We start from the raw sequence: 17,167 nt of genomic DNA, 5'->3' as shown, positions 1-17,167 counted from the left end.
TTTCACTCGGGTGTCAGACACTATTGCTGAGGTACACCACGGCCGCGACGAGCCAGGACGCCGCCAGCGCCACATAAGCCAGCAGCAGGATCTGCGTAACCGATGCCGGCCAATGCTTGCCCAAGCCGGCGCTTTTTCCCAGCGCGCCCAACAGGTAACCGCCGTTCGCGCCCGGCAAAGGCAGCAGGTTCAGCGCTGCCGTAGTGGCGGCGGTCAGGCCCAGCAACGTGGAAAATGGCAGACCTTGCGCGGCGCCATCCACGCGCGCCAGCAGCGCCTGCGCGGTGTGCAGCGGCGACAGCGCGCCGATGATGATGTTCGCAAATCCACCCGTCAGCGCCTGCACGCCCGCCATGCCGCCGAGCAGCGCGCACGCCAACGCGATCAGCGCGAGGCAGCCGGAAGCGCCGATGAACAGTTGCGCCCAGAGCGGCTGCGCTTCCAGGTGTTGCGGGTGAATGTCCGCGTCATCCGCCGGCATCGTGTCGCCCGCCGTCTGGAAGCGGACCGCGCCGCCGACAGGCAGCAGCCGGATGCTGAGCCTACCCATCCGCAACAGGCGCGGCCCCAGCCCGAACGACAGTTCGTCCAGCGCCACGCCCAGCGCACGTCCCGCGAAGGCCATCACCATCACATGCAGCAGGGCACAAAGGACAACGGCCAGCAGCAGGCCGATGGCCCCTGACGCTACCGTCACTCGCTTTCCGCCTTCGACAGCGACACTTTCCCAAATGTCATCCACACATGCGCCGTCTCCGACGCCTGCGCGCGATACGAGCCGGAGGCTTCACCCAGCCGCATGGCGACGGCGGTGAACTCCCAGGCCTGGGCGTCGTCGCAATCGACTTTGCGTTCGGTGTAGGCGGGCAGTCCATGCGCACGCCCGAATGCCAACGCCAGTTGCGCGTGCTCGGCCAGTTCGGCCGGCACGGACGGATGGTCCCAGCCCCACAGGAAGCTGCCGTCCTCGCTGTTGGACGTGCCGATGATCTGCACCGGCGCGGACGCGACGGTGCCGCCCGGCAGCTGGAACACGATCAGGCCGCTATCCATGTCCACCGACCATTGCTCGGCCTCGTCCAGGTGCCAGGTCGCGCAATGCGCCGTGGTGGCGGCCTGCATGCCTTCCATGCTTTGGGCGATGAAGTTCTGGACGTCGAAGGGCTTGGTGGTGTCGGACATGCTCGCTTGTTCCATCTAGATAAAGGGGCCGGTGATGATACGTGAAACGCGTTTGTGCGCGGCAATGAGAGGGGGCGCGCCGTCGCAACGGGATCGGCGGTCCCGCAGCTCAATACGGAGAAATGGTGTCTGACATCCCCAGGGTGCCGTCTCGAATTGACGATCAGTTGCTCGGGTGTCAGACCCCGGGGCCGATCCTGACGATCCTGCCGCCCGGGTGTCAGGCAACGCCTGCTGCAGCGCTTCAATACGTCAGCGGCGCGCCCGTGACGACCTCATACAAAAACCGGTCCAGCGTCTCGGTCTGGCCGTCGGGCCGGTCGAAGTAGGGCGCCTTTTCCAGTTCGGCCAAGGTCGATTCAAGATACGCGTGGATCAGCGGGAAGCGAGGACCGTGCTCGGCTTCGCCCGCCGCCATCTTGATGGCCAGCAGTTCATTGATCTCGGCGCGCAAGGCGGCGTCGGTGATGATGACGTCGGCCAGATCGGCAAAGCGCATCGGCGGAACGCCCCGGCCGCTGTCGATCCATTGCGCGGCCAGCACTGGGCGCAGGACGTACAGATACTTCTTCAGGCGAACCGTGTCGCCCTGCAGCGATTCGCGGAAGTTGCGGCCGGCCATGGCAACGTAGTGCCAGCGCCCCTTGGTGCTGGAGAAGTAAGCGCTGCGGAAATGCCGCAGCCACGCGCTGACGGCGTCGTCCTGGCGATAGATGATGGGCGAATCCAGCCACTCGAAAAGCGTGGGATTGGAACCGCGCAAGAGTTGCAGGGACTTGCGCAGCTCCCATCCCGAGACGTCCAGTTCGTCGTCAATCGGCAGCTCGATCACGTCGCGTTGCGGCGCCACGCGCAGATACCAGTCCAGCTTGTGTACGTACAGAAAGCGCACGTCGTAGTCGCTGTCGGGCGAGGCAAAGCCCCAGCCGCGGCTGCCGGATTCGCAGGCGAGCAGGACGCGCACGTCGTGGCGCTGCTCGATGTCTTGCAGGGTCGCCATCACGCGTTCGCGGACGGCGGGGTCGATGGGGTGGGCGTGCAGGATCGAAGTCATGCCCCGCATCCTAGCACCGCCCGGCCATCGGCCCGGCGCCGGCTCAAAGCTGGCTCATCCCGCCGTCCGCAATGATCTCCGTGCCAACGATGAAGGCCGATTCGCGCGCAGCCAGATGCAGGACGGTTGCGGCGATTTCCTGCGGCGTCCCGAAGCGGCCCAGCGGAATCTGCGACTGGATGCTGGCGGCGGTCTTCTCCAGCGTGTCGGCGTCCAGGCCCAGCTTGCCGTAGATCGGCGTCGTGACCGGACCGGGGCTGACGACGTTGACCCGGACGCCGCGCGGCAGCCATTCGGCCGACAGCGTTTTCGCCAGCGAGATCAGCGCCGCCTTGCTGGCCGCGTAGATCGACGACGCCGGCATGCCGATATGGGCGTTGATGGACCCGTTGAGCACGATGGACGCGCCCGCGTTGAGCAAGGGGTCCAGCGCCTGCAACTGGAAGAATACGCCCTTGACGTTGGTGTCGAACGTCTGGTCCCACAGGTCTTCGGTGGCGTCGGCCAGCGTGGCGAATTTGGCGATGCCTGCATTGACGAAGACGGCGTCCAGGCGCACGCCTGCCGAGGCCAATGCGTCCGCCAGGGCCGCCGCCGCGCCGGGCGCGCCAGCGGTGTTCTGGATGGCCAAGGCGTTGCCGCCCAGGGTGACGCGGGTCTTTTCCAGCGCCGCGGTGTCGCGTCCGGTGACGATGACGCGGGCGCCTTCGGCGGCAAAGGCTTGGGCGGCAGCGAGGCCGATGCCGCTGGTGCCACCGGTGACCAGGACGGTCTTTTGTTCAAAACGGTTCATGACGGGTTCCTTTGGTGTGGAGGTGAGGTGTAGCCATGCTGCGCCTGGCCCGGTTGTTTGTCGTACGATCTGACGCACAAACACGTTCGAAGAAATTGCACATGTTTGGCCCGGAACGTGTATCCCCAGAGGTACAGCCCACTATGTTGAGCCCGCGATGCTGACTGCGAATGAACTCTCACTGCTGGAAGCCATCCGCGATAGCGGCAGCCTGTCCCGGGCGGCCGCCCGGCTGGGCAAGGCGCCGTCTTCCGTGTCGCACGCCGCGCGGCAACTGGAGGAACGCTTCGATGCCCTCTTGTTCGACCGCCGCGGGTATCGGCTGCAACTGACGCCCGCCGGCCAATTGCTGGCGGACGAAGCCGCGCGGCTGGCGCAGGATGTCAGCCGGTTCACGCAGCGCGTGCGGCAAGTGGCCAGCGGCTGGGAAGACCGCCTGCACATCGTCAGCGACGAGATCCTGGAATTTGAACTGATGGCGCCGCTGGTCGGGGCCTTCGACAAGCTGGATTCAGGCGTCAGGCTGCGCTTCACGCACGAAGTGCTGGGCGGCACGTGGGAAGCGCTGCGCGAGGGACGGGCAGACCTGATTGTGGGCGCGACCAACGAGCCGCAGACCATGCCGAACCTGCAATGGGCGGCGTTGGGCGAGATGGAATGGCTGTTTGCCGTATCACCGCGCCATCCGCTGGCCAAGGCAAAGGGGCCGTTGCGCCAGGACCAGATCCAGCAACATCGCGCCGTCGTCGTCGCCGACACGGCGCGCGGCTCGTCGGCGCGCGGGTACGGCAGGGTCGGCGGGCAGGCGACATTGGCCGTGCCCAGCATGCGCGCCAAAATCCTGGCGCAACGCGAAGGGCTCGGCGTGGGTTGGGTGCCGCGCCACCGCGTGGCCTCGCTGCTGGCGCGAGGCGAACTGGTCGAGATGGCCACCGAGACGCCGCGCGAGCCCAACCTGCTGTATCTCGCCTGGCGCGGCGATCACGACGGGCGGGCGCTGCGCTGGTGGCTGGACCAGTTGCGCCAGCCGCGCATGGCGGCGGCGCTGATGCGGGGCATCGACGGGTTCGCCTGACGCGTTGTAGTCTTGACCGCGTGCGGCAGCGCGGGCCTCCGGCGCGCCAGACCGCGAACAACAGTCCAAAGGACGAACATGGAAGAGACAAGGCAGGAAGCCGCGCTCGATTGGGCGTCGCTGGTCGACGACCTGAACCGGCTGCTGCGGCTGAAGACCACCGTCATCGGCATGAAGCTTTACGAGCACGAAGCCGACATGGCGGGGGTGAAGGGCCTGCGCCGGCCCAAGGCCACGCACACCACGGACCAGATCGTGGGCATGGCGGCAAGGCTGGGCTGGACGGTCGGCATCACGGGCGACGATCTGGTCGGCGCGCAATGCCGCGCGGTCATCGGGCTGGGGCCGCAGGACGAAGATTGGAAGCGCGGCAAGGAATATGTGGGGGTCTGGCATGCGACCGAAGCCGATGCCCGGGCGCGCCAGGAGGCGCTGACCTGTGTGCCGGCGGACAAGTACCGCGCCATGGTCGTGTCGCCGCTGGCATCGGGGCGCCTGGATCCGCCGGACATCTGCCTCGTGTACGCCACGCCGGGTCAGATGATCATCCTGATCAACGGGTTGCAATGGAAGAACTACCGGCGCTTTGACTGGAGCGTCGTCGGAGAAACCGCCTGTGCGGATTCCTGGGGCAGGGCGCTTGCCACCGGCGAGCCCAGCCTGTCCTTGCCCTGTTTCGCCGAACGCCGCTATGGCGGCGTGCCCGACGAAGAAATGCTCATGGCGCTGCCTCCCCGCTATCTGCCGATTGCCATCGAGGGCATGAAGGCGCTGGCAGCCAATGGCCTGCGCTATCCCATCGCGCCCTATGGCATCCAGAACGACGTGCGCGCCGGCATGGGAGTGAGCTACGCGCAGCCGCCCAAGGCTCAGGGGTGAATGCCGGCGTGCAGCGCCGCGGCCAGCGCGCGCGCGGCCGGTCCCAGCGGCCGGTCGATGCGGTGCGCAAGATACGTTTCGGTGGTGATCTGGCTGTCGCGGCCCAGGCTGGCGGTGGGCACGCGCAGGAGGCGGCCCTCGGCCAGGTCGCGCTCGACCTGCCACAGCGGCAGCCGGCCCCAGCCGAGCCCGGACAGGATCAGCGCGTGCTTGGTGTCCTGGCCGCTGACGCGGCAGGTCTGCGGCGACAGCACGGCAAAGTCGCGGCCTTCGGACAGCGACGAGGGATCGGACTGCACGATCTGAAGGTGATCCGCCAGGTCCGCCGCGGTAAGCGCGCGGCCGGCGCGCGCAGTCTGCGCCAGGGGATGCGAAGCGCCGACCACGGCCACCATCTGAATGGCGCCAAGCGCCTGCACCGCAATGCGCGGATGCCGGAAATGCTCGCCTGCAAGAATGCCCAACGTGTGCGTGCCGGCCAACAGCGCGTCGACCGGTCCGCCCAAGGGCAGCACCGAGACACGCATCGCCACCGAGGGATACGCCGCGCGCATGTGGTTCAGCGCCGCGCCAGCCCGTTCGATCGGAAAGAGCGTATCCACCACCAGCGAAAGCTCCAGCTCGACGCCTTCGCCCAGGCCCTGCGCGCGAGCGCGCATCGCATCGACCCGCAGCAGGATGTCGCGGGCGTTGGCAAGCAGCGCCTGGCCCTGCGGCGTCATGACGGGACGATGGCCGGTGCGGTCGAACAGCGGTACGCCCAGTTGCGCCTCCATGTTGGCAATGGCGTGGCTGACGGCGGACTGCACCCGGGACAAGCGGCGGGCGGCCGCGCGAAAGCTGCCGGTATCTGCGACGGCGGCGAACACACGCAGTTGGTCCAGGGTCAGCGCGTCAATCATGGGAAGGTTGATCTATTTGTTCGATCAAGATCGTCGAAAGGTTATCACTTCGCGGAATCAATTTTGCGAGGCATGATGCCGGAATCTTGGTGAAAGCGAGGGTGGGATGGACAAGGTCGAAGGGGCGGAACGTGCCATCGGGCACCCGCATTGGGGCGCGGTGCTGGCCATCGTGGGCGCGGGTGTCGTGGCGGCGTTGCAGGTGGGCAAGGTCATCATCGCCGCGCCTCTGCTGCGCAAGGACATGGGGCTGGACCTCGCGTCCATTGGCACGCTGACGGCGGTATTTTCGATATTGGGCATGGTGGGCGGCATCGCGGCGGGCGGGGTGATCGCGCGCTTTGGCGCCCGGCGCATGCTGATCCTGGGCCTGGCGGCGACCGCGGCGGGCACGGCGGTGGGCGCGCTGGCGCCCGGCTATGGCGTGCTGCTTGGCTCCCGGGTGATCGAGGGACTGGGTTTCCTGATGATTACGGTGGCGGGGCCCGCCGCGCTGCAGCGCATCGTCACCGGCGGCAGGCGCGATTTCGCCTTTGCACTCTGGAGCTGCTACATGCCGGCCGGAATGGCAATCGCGATGCTCGCCTCGCAGGCGTTCGATGACTGGCACGCCTATTGGTGGTGCGCGGGCATCGCTACAGGCGTGGCGCTTGCCAGCATCGCCGTGCTGGCGCCGCCCACGCCTCGCGGCGCCGCCCTGTCGTGGCAGGGGCTACGACAGGACACGGTCGACACCATGGGCGCGGCCGGCCCGATGCTGCTGGCGCTGTCGTTCACCCTCTACAGCCTGATGTTCTTCGCGCTGTTCACCTTCCTGCCGGTGCTGCTCATGGAGCAACTGGGGCTGACGCTGGCGGCAGCCGGCCTGTACAGCGCCATCGCCAGCGCCGCCAACGTGGTGGGCAATCTGGGCGCGGGCGTGCTGCTTGCACGCGGCTGGCGGCGGTCCACGTTGATCGCCTGCGCCAGCGCAGTGATGGCGGGCGTGTCGCTGCTGATCTTCGGTTCCGCGCTGCCGGCCATGACCACCTTTCTGCTGTGCGTGCTGTTCTCGGCCGTGGGCGGGCTGATCCCTGCGACGCTGCTTGGCACCGCGCCGCAGGTGGCGCCACGTCCGGCGTTGACCGCGGCGTCGGTGGGGCTGGTCATGCAGGGCAGCAATCTGGGGCAGGTCATCGGACCCGTGGCGGTGGGCGGCGCGATCGACCGCTTTGGCTGGTCGTCCGCGTCGTTCATCGTGGCGGCGGCAGGACTAGCGGGCGTGGCCGTCGCCTGGCGCCTGCGGCGCGTCGGGGGCACCAACCTTTGAAGGCTTGGCAGCGCGCGCCGTCGGCCACTGGGTGCCGGTCATGAGGCGGGCGCTTCGCTGTAACCGGGCTGGCCTATCATGGAGCGGCCGAACGCGTTGGAGGATACATGCACACGCCCGCCCCGCGCCTGGTCATCTTTGATTGCGATGGCGTCCTGATCGACAGCGAAATCATCGCCGCGCGCGCCCAATCCAGCGCCCTGGCCGAACACGGCATCGCCATCACGCCCGAAGAGGCCGCGCTGCGCTTTGCCGGCATTCCGGATGCGGACATGTGGCGCACGTTGCAGGCCGAGCACGCCTGCGCGCTGCCCGAAGGCTTCGCGCGCCAGTATGCCGATCGGCTGGATCGCACGTTCCGCACCGAACTGCGCCCTTTGCCGCACGTGCACGAGACGCTGAAGGTGTTGAAGGAACGCGGGCTGGACCTGTGCGTCGCGTCCAGCAGCATGCCGGCCAAGCTGGAGGCGGCGCTCAAGATGGTGGGTCTGTGGGAGACGTTTGCACCGCATGTGTTCAGCACGGCGCAGGTGGCCAAGGGCAAGCCGGCGCCGGACGTTTTTCTGTACGCAGCGCGGCAGATGCGGGCCGCGGTGCTGGATTGCGTCGTGGTCGAGGACAGCGTGCCGGGTGTGCGCGCTGCCCGTGCGGCGCGCATGAGGGCGGTGGGGTTTGTGGGCGCCTCGCACAACGGACCGCAACAGCGGCAGCGGTTGCTGGACGAGGGCGCCTTTGAAGTGATCGACGATCTGCGGCGGCTGCCGGAGATCATCTGAGAGGAGCTGCCGACCTATGCCGCGGCGGGCATCTCGCCGTGCAGCAGGTAATCCATCAGTTCGCGCACGGAACGCATGGCATTGCCGAACGGCAGTTTGGACGCGCCGCGGAAGAAAAGACCGCGGCTGACTTCGCCACGCATGGCGGCCGCGAGTTTCAAGTCGATGCAGAATTGGCCGAACTTGGCGATGCCGTCGCGCAGACCGCATTGCGTCAGGCAGTCCATACGCTGGCTGCAGCGGCGCGGATCGGCGCGGGTGTTGGCTTGCAGCGTGCCTTCCTGGCGCAGGTAGCGCGTCAGCCACGGCGTGGCGACCGCACGTGCCGGCAGGCCGGCCACGCTGGTGAATTCCGCCAGTTCGGCGGGGTCGGCGTCGATCAGGACGCGTTTGAAGTTTTCGTGGGCGTCGCCTTCGTGGGTGACGGCGAACGCGGTGCCGACCTGCACGCCGTCGGCGCCGTTGCTGAGCCAGTGGCGGACCTGTTCGTGGCTGCCGACGCCGCCCGCGACGATGAGGCGGGGGGCGTCACGGCCCAGTTGCAGTTCAGTGAAAAGGGCGTGGCAATCGGCCAGCACCTTTTTGAAATCGAAGCGTTCGCTGTGCAGGTCGTCGATCCGCGCCGCGCCCAGGTGGCCGCCCGCGTAACCCGGGTGTTCGATGACGACGGCGTCGGCCAGGCGTCCCTTTTTCATCCATTTCTTCAGCACGGCAGCAACGCCGCGGGCCTCGGAAAGAATGGGCACGAGCGCCACTTTGGGGAAGTCGGCCGTCATTTCAGGCAGGTCGAGCGGCAGGCCGGCGCCCATGACGATGGCCTCGGCGCCGCTTTCGCAGGCCTGACGCACCAGCGCGGGATGGTCGCGCACGGCTTTCATGACGTTTACCGCCACCAGACCGCGCCCTTGCGCCGTATCGAGCGCGGCGCGGACCTCCCGATGCAGGGCCTCGCGGTTGGCGGTGTCGATCGTGTCGCGGTCATTGCATTTTTCGGTTTTTTCCACGAGATCGGCGTGGTGATGGCGCAAATCGACGCTGGCAATGGTGCCCACGGCGTTCTGGCTGGCAACCGCGCCGGCCAGGCGATGGGCGGATACGCCAACGCCCATGCCGCCCTGCACGATGGGCAGCAACTCGCGTCCGGCGAGGGTGAGTGATTTGAACCACGTCATGATATGAGTCTTTCCTCTGGTCAAGAGAGCAGAGGCTAGAGCAACGTGGGGAGCGCCGCCTTGCGAAGGATCAAGTGGTGCGGCAATGGGCGGGGGCCAGACAGCTCCCGCCCATCCGTCACGTTTTTATCCCAGCAGCTTGATGATCGCCGGCACGGACAGCACAGCGGTGTAGTAGCCCATGAACTGCACGCCGGTATTGAAGCCGAACAGGCGCGACAGCAGGCCGCCAATAAGGCCCATGGTCAGGATGACGAGCAGGCCCAGGAATTGGCCTTCCCAGACGCTGATCACGATGATCAGGCCGACAAACGTGGCGATGATGGCTTCGTGACTGACGCGGCGCGACACGAACAGCGCGGCGCGGCGCGCGAAGTTCATGGCGAAGGGGTAGGACACCACTGCCGCCAGCAGCACCGCCAGCATGCCGTAACCCAGGAATTCCCAATGGTTCAGCAGGTTGTGCAGGTTGTGCGTCTGGCCGGTTGCCGAATCCACCGTGAAGCGCGGCGGCGCGTTAAAGAGCGGCGCGGCCGGTCCCGCCGCCACGGGGCTCAGGGGCAGGCCGAAGGCGATCAGCGGAATCAGGGCCTCGGCGATGTAGGTGGCCTCGGTCACGCCGTTGCGCGCGCTCAGCACCGTCGTCAGCCGGTGATAGGCGTGCTTGACGCGCGAACCCACCAGCTCGCCCAGCACGACGGTCATGGCGACCGGGCTGAACACGAAGGTGGCGCTGGACACGGCTGCGGTGGCAAGCGTCCAGCGCGTCTGCACCCGGTCCATGACTTTCAGCGGGTTCGGAAAGTAGCCCGACCAGCCTTTTACGTCAGGCGCCAGCGAGAACGTGCGCACCTTGTCGCGCATCATCTTGCCGCGGCCTTGCGGCGACAGCACGGTGAACAGGTCGGCGATCAGCGGTCCGATGGCGATGCCCAGGAAGTAGCTGATGCTGAGCTTGACGCCGTACTTGGCCGTCAGGCTTTGCAGCGCAATGATCACCATGACGAACGGCACCAGCAGCGCCACCGCCGCCCAGCGTCCCGCGGAAAAATACGCGATCAGCAATGCGGCGGCCAGGAAGATCCATGGGGCGGACTTGGTGATGGCGGCGCCGAACGGCGCCAGCAGCACGGCGAACAGCACCGCCAGCGGCACCGCGACAAAGGCGGCGACGATGGCGCCGGACACCATCTTGCGCAGCGCAATGTGCGGCACGCCCAGCTTGCGCAGCATGTTCGCGTCCTGCAGCAGCGGCGTGGCCAGGGTGTCGCCCGGGATGCCGAGCAGCGCGGTCGGCACGGCGTGCGTCATGTGCTTGGCCACCGCGCCCGCCAGAAAGAACGTGAAGACGCCGGCGGGCGGCACGCCCAGCAGCACGACCAGCAGCGTCAGCGGCGCCAGCGTCGTGGTTTCATCGGTGCCGGACACCAGGCCGATGGCCGCAAACACGACCGCGCCCAGCAGGCCCATGCCCGCGGCCACCATGATTTGTTCAAGCAGTTCGGGGCTCATGCCAAGGCCTCCTTGGCGGCGCCGCGCCGGGGGTCGGCAACATCGGCGGCAGCGGCAGAGACGGCGGGCGCCGCCGGCTGCGCGAACAGGTCGTACAGGTCCAGTTCCTTCAGCTCGCGCACCACGGCCTCGGGCAGGTCCGCCAGCGTGCCCAGGCCGCCGGGCTGTTCGGCCAGCTCGGCCAGCACTTCGGCGCGCCAGGCAGGATCGTGCGTGGCGCTGTGCTCGACGACCTCGCGTTTGGGCGGGAACAGTTGGGCGCAGATCACGCCAGCCAGCACGCAGCCGGCCAGCCCGGCCAGCATCGCGTATGCGTGCGCGAGCTCGGGTGACGCCACCACGCCGCGCAGCCAGCGGCTGGCGGCAAAGAAGCCGGCCACGCTGACCGAGATCCCAATGCCGATGGCCCAGGCCAGATGCCTGAGATCCACGGTGTCGCTCCAGACTTCAGCCAGGCGCGTGGACGGCGCCTGAGGGCTTTGTTTCATGTCTCTCTCCTGTGTTTATCGGACGGCGCGCGGGGTGACCGGCGCCGCCTCGGGTACTCACCGTGCGGGTTATCGGGACGCGCGCAGTTCCTCCAGCAAGGCCAGCGCGCGGTCGGTGCGGACGTCTTTTTCCGCGGCCATGCGCTTGGCGACCTCGTCGATCTCCGCGCCCGTGGCGCCGGCCACCAACGCGATGTTGCGGGCGTGCAGCGCCATGTGGCCGCGCTGGATGCCTTCGGTGGCTAGCGCCCGCAGCGCGCCCAGATTCTGCGCCAGGCCGACGGCCACGGCGACTTCGCCCAGCTCCTGTGCCGAACGCACGTCCATGATCTTGAGCGCAAGCCGCGCCAGCGGATGGGTCTTGGTGGCGCCGCCGACCAGGCCCACAGGCATGGGCATCTCGATGCTGCCGACCAGTGCGCCCGACGTGTCCTTTTCCCAGTGGGTCAGCGACGTGTAGCGGCCCGACCGGGCAGCGTAGGCGTGCGCGCCGGCCTCGACCGCGCGCCAATCGTTGCCGGTGGCGACGATGACCGGGTCGATGCCGTTCATGATGCCCTTGTTGTGCGTCGCGGCGCGGTACGGGTCGATGGCGGCGAACGTGTACGCGTCCAGCACGCCTTCGATGATCTCGGCGCCGCTGCGCTCCTTGGTGTCCAGCGTCTGCGGCGTCAGGCGCACGCGGGCGCGGGCCAGCCGCAGGTCGGCCAGGTTGGACAGGATACGCAGGCGGACCGAGCCGCCGACAATTTCCTCGACCAGCGGGGCCACGGCCTCGGCCATGGTGTTGACGGTGTTGGCGCCCATGGCGTCGCGCACGTCGACGATCAGGTGCATCACGATCATCGGGCCGCGCGGCGTGTCCGGGAACACGTGGACCTCGATGTCCTGGCAGCCGCCGCCCAGTTCGATCAACACCTTGTCGCGGCTGTTGGCCAGCGTCAGGATGCGTTCGCGTTCGCGCAGCAGGGCAAGGCGCGCGCCATGCGGGTCGGTCAGGCCCAGGACCTGCACCTGTGCGCGCATCAGCGGGCGGGTGCTGGACGTCTCGAAGCCGCCGCCTTCGCGCGCCAACTTGGCCATGAACGAGGCGGCCGCCACCACGGACGGCTCTTCCACGGCCATCGGCACGAGCACGTCGCGGCCATTGACCTGGAAGTTGCCCGCCACGCCCAGCGGCAGCTCGAACGTCCCCAAGACGTTTTCGATCATGCCGTCGGCGCGGGCCAGGTTCAGCGCGCCGGGCTCGGCCAGCAGTTGGCGCTCTTCATCGGTGAGCGAGGCGGCGTCGGCAATAAAAGCCAGGCGTTGGGCGGGGGTGAGGGCCCGGAAGTTGGGCAGGCGTGAATCGGCCACGATGGCGTGTCTCCGTATAAGAATCGAGTGGCCTGATTCTAGGTAAACTGTACCGCTATTCAGAGGTACAGTTTGGGCAAACAGTACCATTGCACTGCACCAATTTTGGCAACGACAAGACGGGGATCGCAACGTGGATGACGCCAATTCGCCGGGCAGGCCGCAGCGCGCGGCGCCCATCGCCGAGAGCCTGGCCAACCTGATCGGCCAGCAGATCGCCGACGGCGTCTACCGCGCGGGCGACAAGCTGCCGTCCTTGCGCGAGCTGGCGCAACTGCACCGCTACGCCAAGAACACAGTCGTGGTGGCGTTTGAAATGCTGGTGGCGCGCGGGCTGGTCGAACCGCGGCGCGGCTCGGGCTTCTATGTGCTGGACGTCGATCACGCGCGCCCGGCCGCGGAAGAAGAGCCGGGGCAATTGAGCCGGGCGATGGACATCGTGTGGCTGATGCGCGAACAGCTCAAGACCCAACCGGATGCGGTCGCCGTGGGCGACGGCTTTCCGCCGGTGGAGTGGCTGGCGGACATGCGCATGGATCGCTATCACCAGAAGGTGGTGCGCACGGGGCTGGGCGCGCTGTTCCGCTACGGCAGCCGATTTGGCTATGCGCCGCTGCGCGAAAGCCTGGTCCGCAAGCTGGGCGACGTGGGCATCAACACCGCGCCGTCGCAACTGGTGCTGACGCATGGCGCCAACGAGGCAATGGATCTGGTGATCCGCTACTTCCTGCCGCCGGGGTCGACGGTGCTGGTGGACAATCCCGGCTACTACCCGCTCTTTGGCAAGCTGAAGCTGGCCGGCGTGCGAATGCTGGGCGTGCCGCGCCTGCCTGACGGGCCGGACGTCGTTGCACTGGAATCGTTGCTGCAGCGCGAAAAGCCGCGCCTCTTCTTTACGCAGTCGATCGCGCACAATCCCACCGGCTCGGACATGTCGCCCGCCAAGGCCTACAAGATCCTGCAACTGTCAGAGCGCTACAACCTGATGGTGGTCGAAAACGACCCCCTGGCGGACTTCAAGCCCACGTCGTCGGTCAGGCTGTCGGCGCTGGATCAGCTTGAGCGCACCATCTACATCGGCAGCTTCTCGAAGTCTTTCTCGGCGGCGTTGCGCGTGGGTTTCATCGCGTGCAACGCCGCGCTGGCAAGCGACCTGGCCGATCTGAAGGCACTGGTGCACGTCAGCAGCTCTGAGTATTGCGAGCGCATGGTGGACGTGATGCTGCGCGAGGGCCATTACGAGCGGCATCTGGTGCGGCTGCGCCAGCGGCTGGAAGCTGCGACCGGCCAGGCGTTGCAGGTGCTGGATTCGCTGGGCGCGCAGGTGTTCACGCGGCCGACCAGTTCGTTGTATCTGTGGTCTGCGTTTCCCGGCGTGGCCGATTCGCTGACGCTGGCCGCAGCGCTGATGCCCGAGAAGGTCATCATGGCGCCGGGTCGCGTGTTCAGCGTGGATCCCACGGCGGTGTCGCCGTGGTCCCGCTGCAATGTGGGCGCCGTGGTGTCGCCGCGATTCCACGCCACCCTGGCTGCGCATCTGGATCAGCGATAGGAAAACTCCTGGAAGGCCTGCCGCAGCTCGCCCTGCGCCTGGTTGCTGAGCGCCCGCGCGATGGGCGCGCCGGGAGCGGCGCGCGCGGCCTGCACCGCGAAGTGGCGCACCCCGCGGCGGGCCAGTTCCCGCGCCAGCGCCATCAGCCGCGACTCGTCCAGCCAGTCGGGATGCCACGTGATGCGGCATTCGAAATCCTGTCCGGCGGACAGCAACTGCGTCAGGCACGCCAGCGCCGGACGCTGGGAATCGCGCCGCCCCGTGATGTCGTCGTAACCCTTGGCGTCCGCCTTGATGTCCATGCCCACCCAGTCCAGATGACGCAGCACGTCGGCCAGCCGTAGCGGGTAGATGCCCGCAGTGTGCAGGCCCACGCGGTAGCCCATGCGTTTGACGTCGCGGATCATGGCGGGCAGGCGCGGCTCGCTCAGCGGCTCGCCGCCGGAGAACACAACGGCGTCCAGGAGGCCCTTGCGGGTTTCGAGGAAGGCGCGGACCTCGCGCCAGTCATAGCGGGCGGCGCGCGTCTGGAGTTCGACGTTGTGGCAATAGTGACAGCGCCACGGGCAGCCCGAGATGAAGACGACCGCGGCCAGTTGGCCGGGCCAGTCGACGGTGGAAAAAGGCACCAGCCCGCCCACGGCGGGCGAGTGCCGGGGCAGGGGCTGGATAACCGGCTGCGGCGGTGCGGCATAGGCCGGCCGATCCGCCAGCAGGCGGATGGCCTGGGCGGCGGGCCGGCCGGCGCCGCCGGCCTGCGAGTTGCCCTGGGGCGATCCGCCTTCAGGCACTGCGTTCGACGAAGAAGCGGCGCTCATTGAATTCGCCCTGTTTGCCGGTGTTGAAGGAAGAAACCGGGCGGTGGTAGCCCATCACCCGGGTCCAGACTTCGCAGCGCACGCGCTGGCTGTCGTCCAGTTGGACAGCGGGAGCGGACGCGGCGACGGGAGCGGTCAAGGTTTGCATAGGTTTTCCTCGGAAAGTGATGCCGGACGCTTGCCCGGCGGGTAAAGGACGGCGCGCGCCGGTAGGTTGCGCACCGCCCCGGATTCCGGCAACGCTAGGCCGGGGTGCAGCAAGACGATTGCTTGGCCAGCAGTTCCGCGTCGCACTTGGGGCAGAACTCGTGGTGCCCGGCCAGGTAGCCGTGATTCGGGCAGATGGAGAACGTGGGCGTGACCGTGATGTACGGCAGGCGGAAGTTGGTGAGCGCGCGGCGCACGAGTTGCTTGCAGGCCTCGGCGGTGGACACGGCCTCGTTCATGTACAGGTGCAGCACGGTGCCGCCCGTGTACTTGCTTTGCAGCGTTTCCTGCAATTGCAGCGCGTGGAAGGGATCATCTGTGTAGCCCACCGGCAACTGGCTCGAGTTCGTGTAGTAGGGCTGGGCGTCCGTACCCGCTTGCAGGATGCCGGGGTAGCGCTTGCGGTCTTCGCGGGCGAACCGGTACGTGGTGCCCTCGGCCGGCGTGGCTTCAAGGTTGTAGAGGTGGCCGGTTTCTTCCTGGAATTCGGTCATGCGCTGGCGCACGCGGTCCAGGAGGCGCACCGCAAAGGCGTGGCCGGCGGGCGTGGTCACGTCTTCGGCATCGTCCGTGAAGTTGCGGATCATCTCGTTGATGCCGTTCACGCCCAGCGTGCTGAAGTGGTTGCGCAGCGTGCCCAGGTATCGGCGGGTGTAGGGGTAGAGGCCCTGGTCGATGTAGCGCTGCACGACCTTGCGCTTGGTTTCCAGCACGTCGCGGCCCAGCGCCAGCAGGTAGTCCAGGCGCTCCATCAGCCGCGCTTCGTCGCCGCGGCAGGTATGGCCAAGCCGGGCGCAGTTCACGGTCACCACGCCGACGGATCCAGTCTGCTCGGCTGAACCGAAAAGGCCGTTGCCGCGCTTCAGGAGTTCGCGCAGGTCGAGCTGCAGGCGGCAGCACATGGAGCGCACCATGTGCGGCTCCAGGTCGGAGTTCAGGAAGTTCTGGAAGTACGGCAACCCGTAGCGCGCCGTCATTTCAAACAGGCGCTCGGTGTTGGGATGGTCCCAGTCGAAATCGGGCGTGATGTTGTACGTGGGGATGGGGAACGTGAACACGCGGCCCTTCGCGTCGCCGGCCATCATGACCTCGATGTAGGCGCGGTTGATCATGTCCATCTCGGCCTGCAGGTCGCCGTAGGAAAACGGCATTTCCTCGCCGCCCACGTAGGGGATCTGGTCCTTCAGGTCGGCCGGGCAGGTCCAGTCGAACGTGAGGTTGGTGAAGGGCGTTTGTGTGCCCCAGCGGCTGGGCACGTTCAGGTTGAAGATGAGTTCCTGGATGGATTGCTTGACGTCCGCGTAGGTCATCGCGTCGCGGCGGATGAAGGGCGCCATGTAGGTGTCGAACGAGCTGAACGCCTGCGCGCCGGCCCATTCGTTCTGCAGCGTGCCCAGGAAGTTCACGATCTGGCCGATGGCGGCCGACATGTGTTTGGGCGGCGTGGATTCGACCTTGCCGGGAATGCCGTTGAAACCTTCGGTCAGCAACTGGCGCAGCGACCAGCCGGCGCAGTAGCCGCTGAGCATGTCCAGGTCGTGGATGTGGATGTCGCCTTCGCGGTGGGCGTGTCCGGCTTCCGGGGTGAAGACGTTGGACAGCCAGTAGTTGGCGGTGACCTTGCCGGCGACGTTCAGGATGAGGCCGCCCAGGCTGTAGCCCTGGTTGGCGTTGGCGTTGACGCGCCAATCGCGCTGTTCCAGATACTCTTCCATGGCGCTTTCGACGTCGACCAACGTATGGCGCAACGACCGCAGGCGGGCGTGCTGCTCGCGGTGGACGATGTAGGCGCGCGCGGTGCGCCAGTGGCCTGCCTGGACCAGCACGTCTTCAACGCGGTTCTGGATGGTTTCGACGCCGGGGCAGACGTTGCCGTCCAGCTTGGCGATGACGGTGCCGGTCAGCGCGCGTGCGCCTTGCAGGTCCAACTCCCCGGTGCTTTGGCCCGCCGCCGCCATGGCTTGCGCGATCTTCTCGCTATCGAATGCAACGACGCGGCCGTCGCGCTTGAGGATGTGTTGGATTTCCATTGTTGGCACCATATGTAGTGGAGTGCGAAGACTCTATCACCACATATGGTGCTGGAACCGCT

Annotated in this window: 17 protein-coding genes; 5 read left to right on the top strand and 12 right to left on the bottom strand. The window is 67.3% G+C overall.

Going from position 1 to position 17,167, the window contains the following annotated elements; all coding sequences use genetic code 11:
• Window positions 1–13: 13 nt before the first annotated feature.
• The 4 genes from B3098_RS24320 to B3098_RS24305 form a co-directional block, all read right to left on the bottom strand.
• Window positions 14–697 (bottom strand): site-2 protease family protein, encoded by a 684-nt coding sequence (locus B3098_RS24320; RefSeq protein WP_286899535.1) that lies wholly within the window; start codon window positions 695–697, stop codon window positions 14–16.
• Window positions 694–1,182: a DUF6882 domain-containing protein gene (locus B3098_RS24315; RefSeq protein ID WP_286899534.1), complete on the bottom strand. Its 489-nt coding sequence runs from the start codon at window positions 1,180–1,182 to the stop codon at window positions 694–696. The genes B3098_RS24320 and B3098_RS24315 overlap by 4 nt, the downstream gene beginning before the upstream one ends.
• 244 nt (window positions 1,183–1,426) lie before the next feature.
• Window positions 1,427–2,236 (bottom strand): nucleotidyltransferase domain-containing protein, encoded by an 810-nt coding sequence (locus B3098_RS24310; protein ID WP_175183662.1) that lies wholly within the window; start codon window positions 2,234–2,236, stop codon window positions 1,427–1,429.
• Between the two features lie 43 nt (window positions 2,237–2,279).
• Window positions 2,280–3,029, bottom strand: a complete 750-nt coding sequence (locus B3098_RS24305; RefSeq protein WP_175183661.1) for an SDR family oxidoreductase — start codon at window positions 3,027–3,029, stop codon at window positions 2,280–2,282.
• Window positions 3,030–3,186: 157 nt separating this feature from the next.
• On the opposite strand from B3098_RS24305, the gene B3098_RS24300 reads away from it, so the two are divergent.
• The gene (locus B3098_RS24300; protein WP_286899531.1) at window positions 3,187–4,104 is read left to right on the top strand and encodes a LysR substrate-binding domain-containing protein; all 918 of its coding nucleotides are present in this window, start codon (window positions 3,187–3,189) and stop codon (window positions 4,102–4,104) included.
• A gap of 78 nt (window positions 4,105–4,182) precedes the next feature.
• The gene (locus tag B3098_RS24295) at window positions 4,183–4,983 is read left to right on the top strand and encodes a DUF169 domain-containing protein (RefSeq protein WP_286899529.1); all 801 of its coding nucleotides are present in this window, start codon (window positions 4,183–4,185) and stop codon (window positions 4,981–4,983) included.
• Here the strand turns inward: B3098_RS24295 and B3098_RS24290 are convergent.
• Complete coding sequence (locus tag B3098_RS24290; RefSeq protein WP_286899527.1) at window positions 4,974–5,885, bottom strand: LysR family transcriptional regulator; 912 nt, start codon at window positions 5,883–5,885, stop codon at window positions 4,974–4,976. The genes B3098_RS24295 and B3098_RS24290 overlap by 10 nt on opposite strands.
• A 106-nt stretch (window positions 5,886–5,991) precedes the next feature.
• Here B3098_RS24290 and B3098_RS24285 point away from each other — a divergent pair, with 106 nt between their 5' ends.
• Both B3098_RS24285 and B3098_RS24280 read left to right on the top strand, forming a co-directional pair.
• On the top strand, window positions 5,992–7,194 hold the full coding sequence (locus tag B3098_RS24285; RefSeq protein ID WP_286899526.1) for a CynX/NimT family MFS transporter: 1,203 nt from the start codon (window positions 5,992–5,994) through the stop codon (window positions 7,192–7,194).
• A 107-nt stretch (window positions 7,195–7,301) separates the two neighbouring features.
• A complete protein-coding gene (locus tag B3098_RS24280; protein ID WP_175121271.1) occupies window positions 7,302–7,970 on the top strand; it encodes an HAD family hydrolase in 669 nt (222 codons plus the stop codon).
• 14 nt (window positions 7,971–7,984) lie between these two features.
• Here B3098_RS24280 and B3098_RS24275 read toward each other — a convergent pair whose 3' ends face one another.
• The 4 genes from B3098_RS24275 to B3098_RS24260 form a co-directional block, all read right to left on the bottom strand.
• On the bottom strand, window positions 7,985–9,142 hold the full coding sequence (locus B3098_RS24275) for an NAD(P)H-dependent flavin oxidoreductase (protein WP_218344115.1): 1,158 nt from the start codon (window positions 9,140–9,142) through the stop codon (window positions 7,985–7,987).
• A gap of 126 nt (window positions 9,143–9,268) precedes the next feature.
• Entirely contained in the window at window positions 9,269–10,654 is a 1,386-nt protein-coding gene (locus B3098_RS24270) for a tripartite tricarboxylate transporter permease (protein WP_175121273.1), read from the bottom strand.
• Window positions 10,651–11,142, bottom strand: coding sequence for a hypothetical protein (locus B3098_RS24265; RefSeq protein WP_286899523.1), 492 nt, complete (start codon window positions 11,140–11,142; stop codon window positions 10,651–10,653). The genes B3098_RS24270 and B3098_RS24265 overlap by 4 nt, the downstream gene beginning before the upstream one ends.
• Before the next feature lie 69 nt (window positions 11,143–11,211).
• Entirely contained in the window at window positions 11,212–12,501 is a 1,290-nt protein-coding gene (locus B3098_RS24260; RefSeq protein ID WP_286900263.1) for a hydroxymethylglutaryl-CoA reductase, degradative, read from the bottom strand.
• A gap of 130 nt (window positions 12,502–12,631) precedes the next feature.
• Here B3098_RS24260 and B3098_RS24255 point away from each other — a divergent pair, with 130 nt between their 5' ends.
• On the top strand, window positions 12,632–14,050 hold the full coding sequence (locus B3098_RS24255) for a PLP-dependent aminotransferase family protein (RefSeq protein WP_286899520.1): 1,419 nt from the start codon (window positions 12,632–12,634) through the stop codon (window positions 14,048–14,050).
• On the opposite strand, the gene B3098_RS24250 is transcribed toward B3098_RS24255, so the two are convergent.
• The 3 genes from B3098_RS24250 to B3098_RS24240 all read right to left on the bottom strand — a co-directional run bounded on the left by B3098_RS24250 (window position 14,041) and on the right by B3098_RS24240 (window position 17,105).
• Window positions 14,041–14,868 (bottom strand): anaerobic ribonucleoside-triphosphate reductase activating protein, encoded by an 828-nt coding sequence (locus B3098_RS24250; RefSeq protein WP_191575357.1) that lies wholly within the window; start codon window positions 14,866–14,868, stop codon window positions 14,041–14,043. The two genes, B3098_RS24255 and B3098_RS24250, sit on opposite strands and share 10 nt — an antisense overlap.
• Window positions 14,834–15,016 (bottom strand): anaerobic ribonucleoside-triphosphate reductase, encoded by a 183-nt coding sequence (gene nrdD / locus B3098_RS24245; protein WP_175121277.1) that lies wholly within the window; start codon window positions 15,014–15,016, stop codon window positions 14,834–14,836. Before nrdD ends, B3098_RS24250 begins: the two co-directional genes overlap by 35 nt.
• 94 nt (window positions 15,017–15,110) lie before the next feature.
• Window positions 15,111–17,105, bottom strand: a complete 1,995-nt coding sequence (locus B3098_RS24240; protein WP_175136305.1) for a ribonucleoside triphosphate reductase — start codon at window positions 17,103–17,105, stop codon at window positions 15,111–15,113.
• Between the last annotated feature and the right edge of the window lie 62 nt (window positions 17,106–17,167).

It is taken from the genome of Achromobacter sp. UBA2119 (assembly GCF_002331005.1).
In the GTDB taxonomy this organism is placed as follows: domain Bacteria; phylum Pseudomonadota; class Gammaproteobacteria; order Burkholderiales; family Burkholderiaceae_B; genus Achromobacter; species Achromobacter animicus.
This window is presented reverse-complemented; position numbering and strand designations above follow the sequence as displayed.

Excerpts from the sequence above, each read along its gene's own strand:
- B3098_RS24315 (WP_286899534.1), bottom strand. The coding sequence starts at position 1,182 with ATGTCCGACACCACCAAGCCCTTCGACGTCCAGAACTTCATCGCCCAA.
- B3098_RS24240 (WP_175136305.1), bottom strand. The coding sequence starts at position 17,105 with ATGGAAATCCAACACATCCTCAAGCGCGACGGCCGCGTCGTTGCATTC.
- B3098_RS24285 (WP_286899526.1), top strand. The coding sequence starts at position 5,992 with ATGGACAAGGTCGAAGGGGCGGAACGTGCCATCGGGCACCCGCATTGG.
- B3098_RS24305 (WP_175183661.1), bottom strand. The coding sequence starts at position 3,029 with ATGAACCGTTTTGAACAAAAGACCGTCCTGGTCACCGGTGGCACCAGC.
- B3098_RS24270 (WP_175121273.1), bottom strand. The coding sequence starts at position 10,654 with ATGAGCCCCGAACTGCTTGAACAAATCATGGTGGCCGCGGGCATGGGC.
- B3098_RS24275 (WP_218344115.1), bottom strand. The coding sequence starts at position 9,142 with ATGACGTGGTTCAAATCACTCACCCTCGCCGGACGCGAGTTGCTGCCC.
- B3098_RS24295 (WP_286899529.1), top strand. The coding sequence starts at position 4,183 with ATGGAAGAGACAAGGCAGGAAGCCGCGCTCGATTGGGCGTCGCTGGTC.
- B3098_RS24300 (WP_286899531.1), top strand. The coding sequence starts at position 3,187 with ATGCTGACTGCGAATGAACTCTCACTGCTGGAAGCCATCCGCGATAGC.
- B3098_RS24290 (WP_286899527.1), bottom strand. The coding sequence starts at position 5,885 with ATGATTGACGCGCTGACCCTGGACCAACTGCGTGTGTTCGCCGCCGTC.
- nrdD (WP_175121277.1), bottom strand. The coding sequence starts at position 15,016 with ATGCAAACCTTGACCGCTCCCGTCGCCGCGTCCGCTCCCGCTGTCCAA.
- B3098_RS24250 (WP_191575357.1), bottom strand. The coding sequence starts at position 14,868 with ATGAGCGCCGCTTCTTCGTCGAACGCAGTGCCTGAAGGCGGATCGCCC.
- B3098_RS24280 (WP_175121271.1), top strand. The coding sequence starts at position 7,302 with ATGCACACGCCCGCCCCGCGCCTGGTCATCTTTGATTGCGATGGCGTC.
- B3098_RS24265 (WP_286899523.1), bottom strand. The coding sequence starts at position 11,142 with ATGAAACAAAGCCCTCAGGCGCCGTCCACGCGCCTGGCTGAAGTCTGG.
- B3098_RS24310 (WP_175183662.1), bottom strand. The coding sequence starts at position 2,236 with ATGACTTCGATCCTGCACGCCCACCCCATCGACCCCGCCGTCCGCGAA.